The organism is Arthrobacter sp. 7Tela_A1, assembly GCF_049311065.1.
Lineage (GTDB): Bacteria > Actinomycetota > Actinomycetes > Actinomycetales > Micrococcaceae > Arthrobacter_B.
In genome coordinates, this window is sequence record NZ_JAXIOO010000022.1 from 1 (window position 1) to 13,463 (window position 13,463).

Annotated in this window: 13 protein-coding genes; 5 read left to right on the forward strand and 8 right to left on the reverse strand. The window is 65.9% G+C overall.

Annotation, left to right across the window (positions count from 1 at the left end):
- Positions 1–96: 96 nt before the first annotated feature.
- Positions 97–300: a hypothetical protein gene (locus TVB01_RS10480; protein ID WP_422455841.1), complete on the reverse strand. Its 204-nt coding sequence runs from the start codon at positions 298–300 to the stop codon at positions 97–99.
- Between the two features lie 182 nt (positions 301–482).
- Entirely contained in the window at positions 483–1,415 is a 933-nt protein-coding gene (locus TVB01_RS10485) for a GmrSD restriction endonuclease domain-containing protein (RefSeq protein WP_422455893.1), read from the reverse strand.
- 114 nt (positions 1,416–1,529) lie between these two features.
- On the opposite strand from TVB01_RS10485, the gene ppk2 reads away from it, so the two are divergent.
- The 3 genes from ppk2 to TVB01_RS10500 all read left to right on the forward strand — a co-directional run bounded on the left by ppk2 (position 1,530) and on the right by TVB01_RS10500 (position 5,463).
- Positions 1,530–2,549 carry a polyphosphate kinase 2 gene (gene ppk2 / locus TVB01_RS10490; RefSeq protein ID WP_422455842.1) on the forward strand — a complete coding sequence of 340 codons (1,020 nt, stop codon included), beginning with the start codon at positions 1,530–1,532 and terminating at the stop codon, positions 2,547–2,549.
- Between the two features lie 53 nt (positions 2,550–2,602).
- Positions 2,603–3,349, forward strand: coding sequence for a FadR/GntR family transcriptional regulator (locus tag TVB01_RS10495; protein ID WP_422455843.1), 747 nt, complete (start codon positions 2,603–2,605; stop codon positions 3,347–3,349).
- 251 nt (positions 3,350–3,600) lie between these two features.
- Positions 3,601–5,463, forward strand: a complete 1,863-nt coding sequence (locus TVB01_RS10500) for an HNH endonuclease (protein ID WP_422455844.1) — start codon at positions 3,601–3,603, stop codon at positions 5,461–5,463.
- Here TVB01_RS10500 and TVB01_RS10505 read toward each other — a convergent pair.
- The 4 genes from TVB01_RS10505 to TVB01_RS10520 form a co-directional block, all read right to left on the reverse strand.
- Complete coding sequence (locus TVB01_RS10505; protein ID WP_422455845.1) at positions 5,429–6,466, reverse strand: L-idonate 5-dehydrogenase; 1,038 nt, start codon at positions 6,464–6,466, stop codon at positions 5,429–5,431. The two genes, TVB01_RS10500 and TVB01_RS10505, sit on opposite strands and share 35 nt — an antisense overlap.
- Positions 6,467–6,474: 8 nt before the next feature.
- Positions 6,475–7,236 carry an SDR family oxidoreductase gene (locus TVB01_RS10510; RefSeq protein ID WP_422455846.1) on the reverse strand — a complete coding sequence of 254 codons (762 nt, stop codon included), beginning with the start codon at positions 7,234–7,236 and terminating at the stop codon, positions 6,475–6,477.
- 72 nt (positions 7,237–7,308) lie between these two features.
- Positions 7,309–8,712 carry a GntP family permease gene (locus TVB01_RS10515; RefSeq protein ID WP_422455847.1) on the reverse strand — a complete coding sequence of 468 codons (1,404 nt, stop codon included), beginning with the start codon at positions 8,710–8,712 and terminating at the stop codon, positions 7,309–7,311.
- 34 nt (positions 8,713–8,746) lie between these two features.
- The gene (locus TVB01_RS10520; RefSeq protein ID WP_422455848.1) at positions 8,747–9,274 is read right to left on the reverse strand and encodes a gluconokinase; all 528 of its coding nucleotides are present in this window, start codon (positions 9,272–9,274) and stop codon (positions 8,747–8,749) included.
- Positions 9,275–9,519: 245 nt separating this feature from the next.
- On the opposite strand from TVB01_RS10520, the gene TVB01_RS10525 reads away from it, so the two are divergent.
- On the forward strand, positions 9,520–10,911 hold the full coding sequence (locus TVB01_RS10525; RefSeq protein ID WP_422455849.1) for an MBL fold metallo-hydrolase: 1,392 nt from the start codon (positions 9,520–9,522) through the stop codon (positions 10,909–10,911).
- A 123-nt stretch (positions 10,912–11,034) separates the two neighbouring features.
- Here TVB01_RS10525 and TVB01_RS10530 read toward each other — a convergent pair whose 3' ends face one another.
- A complete protein-coding gene (locus TVB01_RS10530) occupies positions 11,035–11,796 on the reverse strand; it encodes a sulfite exporter TauE/SafE family protein (RefSeq protein WP_422455850.1) in 762 nt (253 codons plus the stop codon).
- Positions 11,793–12,395, reverse strand: coding sequence for a rhodanese-like domain-containing protein (locus TVB01_RS10535; protein ID WP_422455851.1), 603 nt, complete (start codon positions 12,393–12,395; stop codon positions 11,793–11,795). The genes TVB01_RS10530 and TVB01_RS10535 overlap by 4 nt, the downstream gene beginning before the upstream one ends.
- Before the next feature lie 128 nt (positions 12,396–12,523).
- Between TVB01_RS10535 and TVB01_RS10540 the strand changes: the two genes are divergently transcribed.
- Positions 12,524–13,300 (forward strand): sulfite exporter TauE/SafE family protein, encoded by a 777-nt coding sequence (locus TVB01_RS10540; RefSeq protein WP_422455852.1) that lies wholly within the window; start codon positions 12,524–12,526, stop codon positions 13,298–13,300.
- Positions 13,301–13,463: the final 163 nt, after the last annotated feature.

Below are 13,463 nucleotides of genomic sequence, written 5' to 3' on the forward strand. Positions count from 1 at the left end.
CCCCCCCCCCCCCCCCCCCCCCCCCCCCACCCCCCCCCCCCGCCCCGGGGGCCGGCCCGCGAAGTGCGTCCGCAGCGCCGGAGCAGGAACTGAAACCTAGAACGAGACGGTCCGGGTAAACCAGAGCCGGTACCTAAACCCTGCCAGGTGGAATGACAGCACGGGTGAATCGATCTTTGCTTCCTGCCGGAGCCTTCCCCGCAGGGACCTGGCCCGAACCGCCTCTTTCCTGCCTCGTTCTGCGTCGGCCAGGCGCTCCCGGTAGTCGAGCCGCGCCAGCTCTATCTCAAGCAAACCCATGACGTGTCCTTCCGTGCCCCCGTCGTGTCTAGCAGCTTGAGCACAACGCTAGGAGCCGCTGCACCAGCGCACGACGCCCTTGAGGACACCTAGGGTCCGCATTGACCAAGATTCAGGACAGGAACTGTCCGCGAGTCGAAGGCTCCTGCTCGGGGCGTGCCAGGGTTTCCCGGGCGGGACTGTCAGGACGTGCAGCCGACCCCGTCGCCGTCGCCGTCGAACTTGGGATCCCAGCCGGGGTCCCCAGGACGGATGGGAGCCGCTCCCGCAGCCCGGACAGCCGTGCAGTTGGCATACACCGGGATCGTGCCGGCCCCCTCGGGCACTCCCTCTGCTGCCGGACCGGCCGCTCCAGGTTGAGCTGCCGCTGTCCGCGGTGCGGTGCCCTCCCGGGCCGGAACAGGTTCCTCGGGGCAGGATGTGAGGACTGTTGCTATGGCATCGTGCTCGGCCTGCGTCATCCACAGCCCGTACGCGGCCTTGACCGCTGTTTGCCGCGCGACGTACTCGCAGCGGAAGTCCTTGTTCGGAGGGAGCCAGGTGGCGGCGTCGGAATCCGACTTCGCTCCATTGGCCGGACCATCCGCGGCGAACAGGTTGAGCGGATCGTTGGCGAACTGGCTGCGCTGCTCGGCGGAGAGCTGCTGCGCACCCTTCTGCCAGGCATCGGACAGCGCCACCACATGGTCGATCTGCACAGCCGTGCTGGTGGTGTTGCCGCGCACGAAGCTGATCGTGGTCCCTGTGTAGGGGTCGGCAAAGGTTCCCGAGGCGACGACGCAGTCCTGCGTTCCCGGTTTGAATTCCTCGGACACCAGGTCCCGGGCCAGGATGTCGTTGCGGGTATCGCAGCCATTGCGGTCGACGTCGGCCCAGGCTGGTCCGAATTCCTCGCGGTTGTAGCCGGTCTTCGGGGCGCGCCCCTTGATCGCGATGGTTCCCAGCTGCTCCAGCGCGGTTCCCGCCTTGGCATCTGCGGTCCCTGCTTCGCTGCTTTGGACTCCTGCCGTCGTCGGGAGGGCGCCAGCAGGTGATTCCTGCGGCACGCAGGCTGTTCCTGTCAGCAGGAGCGTGAGGGCGGAAAGGGACAGCAAAATGGTGCGCAGGTGTTTCATCGCCATCAATTATCTCCGCTGCGCCGTTAATGCCGTGCAGGCGTGCGGCGCGCCCTTCCCTTGACTGAGGCTGCCGCGTAGATTCGGTGGAGTGCACACTTCCTGAGGAGAGCCATGGCCAACGGCAAGAACGCGTCCCAGACTGACTCCGGGAAGCTGTCCCCGGAGGACAAGTCAAAGGGGAAGGCCAGCGCGAATTCCAACGGCCGTGAACGGGTCGCAGTCGCGGAGGACTATGCCGCGGAACTCGATGAACTCGGCGAGCTGAATGCCAGGCCCCCAGTCATCATCAAGGACGAGGGCTCCCAGCCCCCCTGGCAGCACAACTACCCCTACGATAAAAAACTCAGCCGGCGGTCCTACGAACGGCAAAAGCGCCAGCTGCAGATTGAACTCCTCAAGATGCAGCTATGGGTCAAGGACACCGGCCAGAAGATGCTGCTGATCTTTGAGGGCCGTGACGCCGCCGGGAAAGGCGGGGCGATCAAACGGTTCAACGAGCACCTGAATCCCCGCGGTTCCAGGATCGTCGCCCTGGAAAAGCCCACGGATCAGGAGCGGACGCAGTGGTATTTTCAGCGCTACGTCTCCCATCTCCCCGGCGGCGGGGAAATCGTGATGATGGACCGGTCCTGGTACAACCGTGCCGGCGTCGAACGCGTGATGAATTACTGCACTCCGGCGCAGTACCTGGAATTCATGCGGGAAGTTCCGGAACTGGAACGGATGCTCGTGAACTCAGGGGTGCTGGTGCGCAAGTTCTGGTTTTCCGTGGGCCGGGCCGAACAGCTGGCGCGGTTTGCGGCGCGCGAAACGGATCCGGTGAAGCAGTGGAAGCTCTCCCCCACGGACCTCGCGAGCCTGGACAAGTGGGATGACTACACGCAGGCCAAGGAAGCCATGTTCTTCTACACGGACACCGGTGACGCGCCCTGGACCGTGGTGAAGTCCAATGACAAGAAGCGCGCCCGGCTGGAGGCGATGCGGTTCGTGCTGGACAGCGTCGACTACCCCAACAAAGACCGGACCGTAGCGCACGCCCCGGATCCCCTCATCGTCGGGCCGGCGGCCAGCCACTACGAGGAGGGCGAGGAGCCGGACGGACTGTTTCCCGTCGTCAAGCCGCAGCCCTGACGCACGGCCGCTGTTGCATATGATGAAACTGTGACTGCTACCCGACGACGCGCATGAGTTCCCGACTGCACACCCTGGTCATCGAATCCCTCGGACGCAGGATTGTGTCCGGAGAACTCGCTCCCGGGTCCACGATGCTCTCCGGAGATCTCGAAACCGAGCTCGGCGTCTCACGATCCGTTGCACGCGAAGCCGTGCGGGTGCTGCAGTCCCTGGGCCTGGTGGAAACGGTGAAGCGGATTGGTATCCGGGTGCTCCCGGAAACCGCCTGGAACGTTTTCGACCCGTTCGTGGTGCGCTGGCGGTTGGCTTCCGTTCCGGGCAAGGGTGCACAGCTGCGCTCACTGACTGAGCTGCGTTCCGCCGTCGAGCCCGCTGCCGCGGAACTCGCAGCAGAGCACGCCCCCGAGGATATGGCCGCGGAACTGATGGCTGTTGCGGCCAAGATGCGTGCCGTCGGCCGTGCCGGTGACCTGCAGCAGTTCCTGGCCCTGGACATCCACTTCCATGCCCTGGTCCTTGCCGCTTCGGGGAACGAGATGTTCGGGCAAATGCAGTCGATGATCGCCGAGGTCCTTCGCGGCCGCACCGACTACGGGCTCATGCCATCCCGGCCGCACGAGGAAGCACTGCAGTGGCACGTTGACGTCGCGAACGCGGTCCAGGAAGGCGATCCCGAGGCAGCCCGCGAGGCCATGGACCAGATCATGAGACGGACCAAGTCTGAAGTCGAGGGTGTCTGGGCCGACGAACCCCGGATCTTTACTCCGCCGGAGCGTCCGGGCGTAGTGGAGGGATAGTTGTTGGGGTAGCTGGGGTGCACCCTGGGGCGCACCCCAGCGCGCGGCCCGCAGGCGCGGCCCGCAGGCGCGGCCCGCAGGCGCGACAACGTTGCTCTCTTTCCTCTCCCGATAACAGCGTCCCTCTCCTCTTCTCCTCCCCGATCTTTTCTCCTCCCCCACAGCTGAACTGCGCCGCGCAGAGAGGTTTTTGTCCACAGACACAGGTCTTACTGGTCGCCAACGAGAAACCGTTTCATAACCTTTCGACCATGTTGGAGATGGAAGCAGCACCCTCATTGCGCCGACCAAGGCCCTCGGCGGCAGGGGCACGGGATGCCCACAGCAGTGCCGCCGGCACTTTTACCGACGCGGCTGCTGCCCGTCCCCTCCTCCTTCACGAGGTCGGTGCTGAAGCGCTCGGTGCTGGGTCGGTCGGTGCTGAAGCGCTCGGTGCTGGGTCGGTCGGTGCTGAAGCGCTCGGTGCTGGGTCGGTCGGTGCTGAAGCGCTCGGTGCTTCCACACCGGTGTCCACACCTCAAGAGTCCGGCCGGTCAGTTCGTGACTCATCCTGGACCGGCAGCGACAGTCCGGCGGCTGTTCGGTTCGCCAGCACCCATTGCTTACTGGACGACGTCGTCGCTTGGCTGCACTGTCTGCAGGATCCGCTCTCCACGGAGGATGTCCCGGATGGTTGGGCCGATCCCGAGTTGATTGACTTGATGCGGGGGTTGGAGGAGCTGAAGTCTGCTGCTGCAGCGGTGCAGGCCCGTGCCGCGGCAGCGTTTGATGCCTCCCAGCGCCGGGCACAGTCACGTGCCGGTGTCCCGGTGGGCCAGCTTGGCCGCGGCGTCGGAGCGCAGGTAGCCCTGGCCAGGCGGGATTCCCCGCATCGGGGTAGCCGGCACCTGGGTTTCGGCAAGGCACTGGTCCACGAAATGCCCCACACCCTGGCTGCCCTGTCATCCGGGGTGCTCAGTGAATGGCGGGCCACGCTCCTGGTCCGGGAAACCGCCTGCCTGGACGTCGAGGACCGGCGCCGGGTCGATGAGCTGATCTGCAAGGACCCTGCCTCCCTGGAAGGTGTTGGCGACCGCAGGCTGATTGCCCGGATCCGCTCCATCACCCAGGCCATTGATCCTGCGTCCCAGGTCCGCCGCAACGCCAAAGCCGTGTCCGACCGGTATGTTTCCTGCCGTCCGGCGCCGGACACCATGTCCTACCTGACCGGTCTGCTGCCGGTGGCCCAGGGAGTGGCGGTGTATGCGGCACTGTCACGGGCAGCGGATTCCCTGCGTGCCTCCGGGGACGAGCGCGGACGGGGACAGATCATGGCCGACACCCTCGTCGAACGCGTCACCGGTCAGGACACTGCGGACCGGGTACCGGTCGAGGTGCAGCTCGTGATCACGGACCGGACCCTGCTCTCCGACGTCCTGGCTCCTCAGCACCAAACCGGCGGGGACCGTGTTCCCTGTGCGCCGGCCACCGGACCGGATACCCCGGCGTATTTCCCGGGGTACGGCATCGTCCCCGGCGCGTGGGCAAGAGACCTCATCCGCTCCGGACTAGGTACCGGTGAAGCAGCAGACGCCGGACCGAAACGGGAGCCGGCATTGGTGCCGGTGCCGGAGCATCCTTCCCTGGTGAGTCTGCGCCGGCTGTACGCAGACCCAGTGTCAGGGGAACTCACTGCCATGGAATCCAAGGCCCGGGTCTTTCCCGCTGGTCTGGCACGGCTGATCCGCACCAGGGACCAAACCTGCCGCACCCCCTGGTGCGACGCACCGATCAGGCACATCGATCACATCCGTCCCCACGCGGAAGGCGGCCCAACCAGCTACACCAATGGACAGGGACTCTGCGAAGCCTGCAACCACGCCAAAGAAGCACCCGGCTGGCACGCAACACCAATCCAGGGGGTGCCGTCCGGCGGGAGGGGACCGGCGGGTCATACAACCGCCGTGGATGCAGCCAAAACGCCGCGCCAAGCCTCAGGCAGCCAGCACGTTGTCCGAGTCACGACGCCTACTGGCCACACCTATACTTCCGTGGCACCACCGCTGCCGGGCAGCCGGGCCGTCCCAACAGAGCCTGTCCTCAGTCGCCGAAGCGCAGAAGAACCTTGCTGCTAGCGGAGGCATCCCTGGCCACTTCGAACGCCTCCAGTGCTTGCTGGACCGGAAACTCGTGGGTGATCACCGGGTCAGCTTGCAGGCTCCCGTCGGCGAGGGCCGCGATGACGTCATCGATCTCGTCGTTGAACCGGAAGGAGCCCACCAATTCCAGTTCCCGCGTGATGGCCAGGGAGATCAGCGCAGGCTGCTCGTCCGAAGGTAGCAGTCCCACCATGACAACTCGCCCTCCGCGGGTTGCGCCTTGTACCGCGGACATCAGGCCACGGTAACTGCCGGAGGACTCGAAGCAGATGTCGGCATCCACGGCAGCAATGCCCTCGGCATCGCTCGCCAGCAGGCTGCGGTCAGCTCCAACCGCGCGGGCAGTCTTCAGCGGAAACTCATGCATGTCCGTTGTAATGATCTCGCCGGCGCCGCGTGCCCGAAGCACGGCGGTAATGAGCGCTCCGATCGGACCGGAACCGGTCACCAGCACACGCTTGCCCCGCACATCCCCGGCACGCGAAACCGCATGCCAGGCCACAGCCGCAGGCTCCACCAGTGCTGCACGGCGCAGCGGCAGGCTCTCCGGCAGTACCCGGAGCATCCGCACCGGAAGATTCACGAACCGGGCAAAAGCCCCCTCCGTGTGCGGGAACCGCGCAGCGCTGCCCAAATACGTGCAGCCGGGCGACAGGTTCGGCCGGTCCTCGGGATACCTGGACCCGTCGCCCGGACCCGGAGTCGCCGGATGCACGGCCACAGCCGTTCCCTCCACCGGCCCCGAGCCGTCGGCTGCAGCACGGAACACCCGCCCTACGACTTCATGCCCAAGCAGCATCGGCGCCTTCAGGATCGATTCTCCCGCAGCACCGTGCTGCCAGTAGTGCAGGTCCGATCCGCAGATCCCGCCGTAGGCGATCTCCACGACAGCTTCATCGGCAGCCGGCCCCACCGGCGCCACAGGTTCTACCCGCAGGTCGCCGGCCCCGTGCGCCACAACACCCACAACAGAATTCACAAGAGCTCCTACACCACCGTGGTCATGCCGCCGTCGATAAAGACGACCTGACCGTTGACGAAGTTCGACGCATCGGAGGCCAGCCAGATCGCCGGACCAATGATGTCCTCCACAGTGCCCCAGCGACCCGCAGGAGTCCTGCCCAGAATCCACGAGTTGAACTTCTCATCATCGACGAGGTTCTGCGTCATCTCAGTGTGGATGTAGCCCGGGGCGATGGCATTGATCTGCAGCCCGCAACCTGCCCACTCAGCCGTCATCGCCCGGGTCAGATTCCGGATCCCGCCCTTGGATGCTGTGTACGGCGCTATGGTCGGCCGCGCGAGATCGGCCTGGACCGAAGCGATGTTGATGATCTTCCCGGCACCACGCGGGATCATGTGCCGCGCAGCTTCACGTCCCACGAGGAACGCGCTGGTCAGGTTGGTGCGCATGACCCGTTCCCAGTCCTCGACCTCCAGGTCCAGCATCGGCACCCGGTGCTGGACTCCGGCGTTATTTACCAGGATGGCCAGTGGTCCAACTTCGCGCTCAACCCAGGCAATGCCGTCGGCCGCAGCCTGCGCGTCCGTGACATCGAACTGCCTGGCGAAGACCTTCCCGGGTCCGAATTCGGCAGCAAGCGAAACCCGCGCTGCCTCCAGCCGGTCGGCGTCGAGCCCGTTCAGGACCACGATCGCACCGGCACCTGCGAGCCCGCGGGCAATCGCGTTACCGATTCCCCGGCTCGATCCGGTAACCAGAGCGATGCGGCCGGAAATATCAAACATGTGTCCCTCCAGGGGTGCGTGGTAGCGCAACGGCCGGGAACAGCAGCTGCTGTTCCCGGCCGTTGCAGGTTGCTAGAACCCTGACGCGATCAGGTAGATCGCCAGTGCCAGGATGAAGCCGACGACGCCGATGAGCGCCTGGCCAACGGTCCAGGTCTTCAGCGTGGTCTTGGTGTCCATCTGGAAGAACCGGCTGACCAGCCAGAAACCGGAGTCGTTCACGTGCCCGGCGAAGACCGACCCCGCAGCCAGGGCCAGGACAATCGCGACCGTCTGCACGGCGTTGAACTCCGGGTTGTCCAGGACCACCGGCTGCACCAGGGCAGCAGCAGTGGTCAGGGCCACCGTGGCCGAACCCTGGGCCATACGGATGATCGCGGCAATGACGAAGCCCGCAACGATGACCGGCAGGCCGATAGCGTCGAGGGAGCCGGCAATCGCGTCGCCGATTCCGCTGGCACGCAGCACACCGCCGAACATGCCACCGGCACCGGTGATCAGGATGATCGAGCAGACCGGGCCCAGGGCACTGTCCACAACGGTCTCAATGAGCGTGGCCTTTTTGCCTTGGCGGCGGCCGAGCAGCCACATCGCCAGGAAGACGGTGATGAGCAGGGCAACCGGAGTCTCACCGAGGGTACGCAGGATCTGGACCCAGGTGTCCTCCAGGGATACCAGCTCCGCGGTGGCGGCCATGTTCAGGCCGGTGTTCAGGAAGATGAGGAAGAACGGGAGCAGCAGCAGGGTGACGATCGTGCCAAGGCTCGGAGCGGAACGGAATTCCTCTTCCGCGGAACCCTTCGGGGCATCCAGGATGCTCGGCACGGGGATGTTGAACTTGCGGCCCAGGAAATGTCCGAAGAGGTAGCCGGTCAGGTACCAGGTGGGAATGGCAACGATCAGGCCGAAGATCAGCACCAGGCCAATATCAGCACCCAGCAGCCCGGTAGCTGCCACCGGACCGGGATGCGGCGGGACAAACACGTGCATGACGGAGAACGCGGCAGCGGCCGGGAAAGCGTAGGTCAGCAGCGACCCGCCCATGCGGCGTGCGACGGTGAAGATAATCGGCAGCATGACCACAAGGCCGGCGTCGAAGAAGATGGGGAAGCCGAACATCAGCGAGGCCACGGAAAGCGCCAGCGAGGCCCGCTTCTGCCCGAACTTGTTGATGAGCGCGTTGGTCAGGACCTCCGCGCCGCCGGAAACTTCCAGCATGCGTCCGAGCATCGCGCCAAGGCCAACCAGCAGCGCAACGCTGCCCAGGGTGGTTCCGAATCCGCTGAGCAGCGTGGGCACAATGGAGCCGGCCGGAATGCCGGTGGCGACGGCGGTGAGCAGGCTGACCACGATCAGCGCCAGGAAGGCGTGGATGCGGAACTTCATGATCATCACCAGCAGCAGCGCAATGGCTGCGACGGCGATCAACAGGAGGCCGGGCGTACCCAGCGTCCAATTGAGCTCGAGATCGGTCATCGTTGTCCTATCAGGGTGGGGTGAGTGACCCGGGTCAGTGCCCGGAGGGTTCGACGGAGGCTGCCGCTGCAGCGGCAATCTCGCCAAGGCTCAGCGTGATGTCCAGCCGGATTCCGGCCTCGTCTTCGCCGAGAGGTTCAAGGGTTGCGAACTGGGAGTCCAGCAGCGTGGGCGGCATGTACTCGTGGTCGCGCTTGGAAAGGCGTTCGGCGATCAGCTCGCGCGAGCCGTGCAGGTGAACGAACTGCGCAGTCGGCGCGTAGGAACGAATGAGGTCTCGGTACTGCCGCTTCAGGGAGGAACAGGCAACCACTGTCGCAGTGCCCTTCGCCATGCCTGCTTCGAGTTCAGCGCCAATGGCACGGAGCCAAGGTTCGCGGTCCTCATCGGTGAGGGGATGTCCTGAGGCCATTTTGGCTTTGTTGCTGGCCGGGTGCAGGTCATCTCCGTCCAGGAACGGCAGGCCCAGAGTGGCCGCGATAGCCCGTCCGGCGGTGGATTTGCCGCATCCCTGAACGCCCATGACGACGACAGGTGGATACGAATTGTTCGCCAACGGCATGGCCAAACTCCTCAGACGCTCCATTACATCTGATTTGCTCTGGCTAGGCCATCAATAAATCAGATTTATCAGCTCAAAACTAGCACACCGCGTGGGCAGGGAACTGCCTCCGAGCACAGCAGACTAACGGACGGAGTGCTCCAGGGATACGCAGCCGGACCGCGATACCCCCCTGGGTATTTGGGTTTATACCCTAGGGGGTATTACCGTTGAGGGAACAGAACCCCATCCCCACGGAGGAACCCATGCTTATCGAACGCATCTATGACGAGGACCTGGCCCAGGCCAGCTACTTCATCGGCTGCCAGCGTCTGGGCGAGGCTATCGTCGTTGACGCCCGCCGCGACGTCGCGCCCTACCTTGAACTTGCTGCCGCCAACGGCATGAAGATCACTGCGGTGACCGAGACCCACATCCACGCCGATTACCTCTCCGGTACCCGTGAGCTCGCCGCCGCCACCGGCGCGGCCATCTACGTTTCCGGCGAAGGCGGCGCGGACTGGCAGTACGGCTTTGCCGGCACCCGGATGTACGACGGCGATGCCATCACGATCGGCAACCTCACCATCAAGGCGCTCCACACCCCGGGCCACACCCCCGAGCACCTCTCCTTCCTGGTCACCGACGGTGCCTTTACCGACCAGGCCGGCTACCTGCTCTCCGGCGACTTCGTCTTCGCCGGCGACCTCGGCCGCCCCGACCTGCTCGATGAAGCAGCCGGCGGCGTCGACACCCGCTTCGAAGGCGCACGCCAGATGTTCGCCAGCCTGCGGGACAAGTTCCTTACCCTGCCCGACTACGTGCAGGTGCACCCCGGCCACGGCGCAGGCAGCGCCTGCGGGAAGGCACTGGGTGCCATCCCCTCCTCCACTGTGGGCTACGAACGCCTCTACGCCTGGTGGGGTCCCTACCTCGCAGCCAATGACGAGCAGGGCTTCATCAACGAACTCCTGGACGGCCAGCCCGAGGCCCACGCATACTTCACCCGCATGAAGAAGCAGAACAAGCAGGGCCCGGCAGTGATGGGTCCGCGTGAACCGCTGGCGGAAATCCCCGCAGCTGACGTCGTGTCCCGCCTCGAAACCCGGGAAGCCACCTTCGTGGACACCCGCAGCGTCCCCGAGCTCCACCAGGGCACCGTCCCCGGCGCACTGCACATCCCCGCAAGCGGCAAGACCGCCAGCTTCGGCGCCTGGGCCGTGGATCCCGAATCCGAGCGCACCCGTCCGCTGATCCTGCTCACCGCAGACCAGGAGCAGGCCCACGCCGTACGGGATTCCCTGGCACGCGTTGGCATTGACGGCGTCGCCGGCTTCGTTTCCAGCTTGGCAGGACTCCCCCAGGCCGCACCGGCAACCCTCTCCGCCGCCGAGCTGGACTCCTTTGACGCCGCCATGGTCCTGGACGTCCGCGCCCGCACCGAGCACGCCGCCGGGAACATCCCCGGCTCGCACCAGCTGCACGGCGGCCGCGCCCTCTGGAACCTGGATCAGCTTCCGTCCGACGGCAAGATCGTGGCGTACTGCGCCAGCGGCATGCGCAGCTCGATCGTCGGCAACGCCCTGCGCAACGCCGGGTACGACGTCGTCGAGCTCGAAGGCGCTTACCCCGCCTGGGCTGCCGCACACGCTTCCTAGCCTCCGGCGCAACTTAACCCCGGTCCGCATCTGCGGCCCGGGGTTCTTGCTGTCCAAACGGCCACGCAAAAACACCCGACTGGAAAACCCCAGCCGGGTGTTTGCGTGTGTTGCGCAGGGCTTTTACAGGCCGATGATCTCCTGCACCAGGACGAAGGCGCCCATGGCCAGGACAAACCAGCCGAAGGCCTTCCGCAGGGCAGCCTCCGGGATTTTCCCGATCAGCCGTGCGCCGATCAGGGAACCAATAATCGCCATGGCAGTCACGGCCAGCGTCAGGCTCCAGTCGATGTCAACGGTGGTGAGGTAGCCGGCCAGTCCGGCAAAGGACTTCATGGCGATGACGACCAGGGACGTGCCAACAGCCATGGCCATCGGCATGCCGCCGAGCAGCGCCAGAGCCGGAACCACCAGGAAACCGCCGCCGGCGCCCACCAGTCCAGTTACCAGGCCAACGACGGCGCCGTCGGCGAGGATCCGCAGGATCGGCAGGTCGGCGTAGGCCTTGTCCGGATCAACCGTGCGGCGTCCGCGGAGCATGGCGATTGACGTCGCAATCATCATGAGCGCAAACGCGATCATGAGCACGACGGCGGGGATGCGGCTGCCGAGCAGGCCGCCGCCGAAAGCTCCTGCCATACCTGCGGCGCCGAAGATCAGCCCGGTCTTCCAGCGGACCCGCCCTCCGCGGGCGTGCCCGATGACGCTGACGGCGGAGGTCACTCCCACGACAAACAGCGAAGCCGCGATGGCTTCCTTCGCACCGAAACCGGCGATGTACACCAGGATCGGCACCGTGAGGATCGATCCGCCTCCACCCAGCAGCCCCAGGGAGAGGCCGATGAGCAGGGACAGGCCAAGAACGAGGACGAGCGTGGGGGTCATGAGGCTGCAGGACCCTGCTGGGGAAGGGTCTCGATGGCCGATTCCCGCGTCGGCTCCGAAGAAGTGCGGTTCCACGGCATCCTGGCCAGGACCATGCCCATGGCGCAGGAGTTGGTGGCAGCAGAGAAGGTCAGGCCGGCACCGATACCGCCGGCAAGCAAGCGCAGCTTAGGCGAGACAAAACGGCCGCCGGCAAGGCCCAGCACGACGGCGCTTCCGGCCACCATACGCACCTGGCGCTCCAGGTCCCAGCGCTGCTGGCCGCGGACGACGTCGCCGTTCGCTGCTGCGAACGCCGGAACACCGCCAACCAGGACGTGGGCGGAACCGACGCCGGCTCCGCCCAGGCGGGTGCGGGCCTGTTCGGCCCGGGTGCCGGACTGGCACACCAGCACAACACGCTTGCCGAGGCGTTGGGCCAGGGCATCGGTGTGCTCCGAGAGCAGCGGCAGCGGAACATTGTAGGAGCCGCGGATGTGCAGTGTTTCGAACTCGGCGGCGGAGCGGACATCGAGGACGATGAGGTCTTCCTGGTCCAGCATCCAGGTGCGGAGTGTCTGGGCGTCAACGGAGGTTACGGCTGCAGGCGTCGCAGTCATGGGGTCCTTTCGAAAGGAATGGGGATACCCCACGTTCCCATATACCCATGGGGGTATGCAAAACACCCCCGGGGGTATTCCTGCACCAGGCCTTCTCGAACAGCGGGTGATCTGGGAATCTTGCTGGCATGGAGATGGTGCTGGTCGGCCTGGCTGTCGGCGTGCTGGTCGGCGCCGTGGTGGGGCTGGTTGGGGCCGGCGGAGCGATTATTGCCGTCCCCGCACTGGTCTATCTGGTGGGACTGGAGCCTGCGGAGGCGGTGCCTACCTCGCTGATCGTCGTGGGACTGGCCTCCCTTGCAGGCGCCCTCCCGCGGCTGCGTTCGGACGTCAGCTGGCCGCTGGTCCTACTGGTGGGGACTGCGGGCATCCCGGCTTCCTGGCTGGGGGCTGCCGCCGGCGCACGCCTGGACGAGGACTGGCTGATGCTGTTCTTTGCCCTGATCATGGTGGTCGCGGGACTGCGGATCCTGCTGGCCGCAGGGGCATCCGGCGTTCAGTCACCGCCGGGTGCCACCCGCTGGGGCCAGTTGGCCCTGCGCGGCGTTCCCACCGGACTGGCCGTTGGTTTCCTCACCGGCCTGCTGGGCGTGGGCGGTGGTTTCCTCATCATTCCCGCCCTCACCCTGCTGCTTCACCTTCCGATGCACCGGGCCATCGGCACGTCCCTGGTCATCATCGTGATCAACTCCGCGTCCGGCTTCGCCGCACACCTGGACGGGCTTTCCATCGACTGGGCACTGACACTGGGCTTCGCTGCGGCAGCCATGGCCGCCTCGCTGGGAGCCGCACGGATCGCCTACCGCCTCAACGACGCCGTCGTCAGCCGGGTTTTCGCTGCCCTCATTTTCGCTGTGGCGCTGGCAGTGCTGGTGCAGACCGTGCCGGCCCTCTTCCGGGCCTAGGCGGGGGCCGGCGCCAGGAGGGCACGCAGATCACGCCATTGTGATCTGCGTTACGGGCGATGTTACCGCTTTGCCCGAGTGAAACGCCAAACGGGAGCCGCTCCCCTCTGCGACCTGCCGTTTCGCCGCGGCGTGGGGTGTGTCCGTGGTGCGTGAGACGATG

Bases quoted from the DNA above. Each gene is read 5' to 3' on its own strand.
- TVB01_RS10480 (WP_422455841.1), bottom strand. From the start codon at position 300: ATGGGTTTGCTTGAGATAGAGCTGGCGCGGCTCGACTACCGGGAGCGC.
- TVB01_RS10485 (WP_422455893.1), bottom strand. From the start codon at position 1,415: ATGAAACACCTGCGCACCATTTTGCTGTCCCTTTCCGCCCTCACGCTC.
- ppk2 (WP_422455842.1), top strand. From the start codon at position 1,530: ATGGCCAACGGCAAGAACGCGTCCCAGACTGACTCCGGGAAGCTGTCC.
- TVB01_RS10495 (WP_422455843.1), top strand. From the start codon at position 2,603: ATGAGTTCCCGACTGCACACCCTGGTCATCGAATCCCTCGGACGCAGG.
- TVB01_RS10500 (WP_422455844.1), top strand. From the start codon at position 3,601: ATGTTGGAGATGGAAGCAGCACCCTCATTGCGCCGACCAAGGCCCTCG.
- TVB01_RS10510 (WP_422455846.1), bottom strand. From the start codon at position 7,236: ATGTTTGATATTTCCGGCCGCATCGCTCTGGTTACCGGATCGAGCCGG.
- TVB01_RS10515 (WP_422455847.1), bottom strand. From the start codon at position 8,712: ATGACCGATCTCGAGCTCAATTGGACGCTGGGTACGCCCGGCCTCCTG.
- TVB01_RS10520 (WP_422455848.1), bottom strand. From the start codon at position 9,274: ATGCCGTTGGCGAACAATTCGTATCCACCTGTCGTCGTCATGGGCGTT.
- TVB01_RS10525 (WP_422455849.1), top strand. From the start codon at position 9,520: ATGCTTATCGAACGCATCTATGACGAGGACCTGGCCCAGGCCAGCTAC.
- TVB01_RS10530 (WP_422455850.1), bottom strand. From the start codon at position 11,796: ATGACCCCCACGCTCGTCCTCGTTCTTGGCCTGTCCCTGCTCATCGGC.
- TVB01_RS10535 (WP_422455851.1), bottom strand. From the start codon at position 12,395: ATGACTGCGACGCCTGCAGCCGTAACCTCCGTTGACGCCCAGACACTC.
- TVB01_RS10540 (WP_422455852.1), top strand. From the start codon at position 12,524: ATGGAGATGGTGCTGGTCGGCCTGGCTGTCGGCGTGCTGGTCGGCGCC.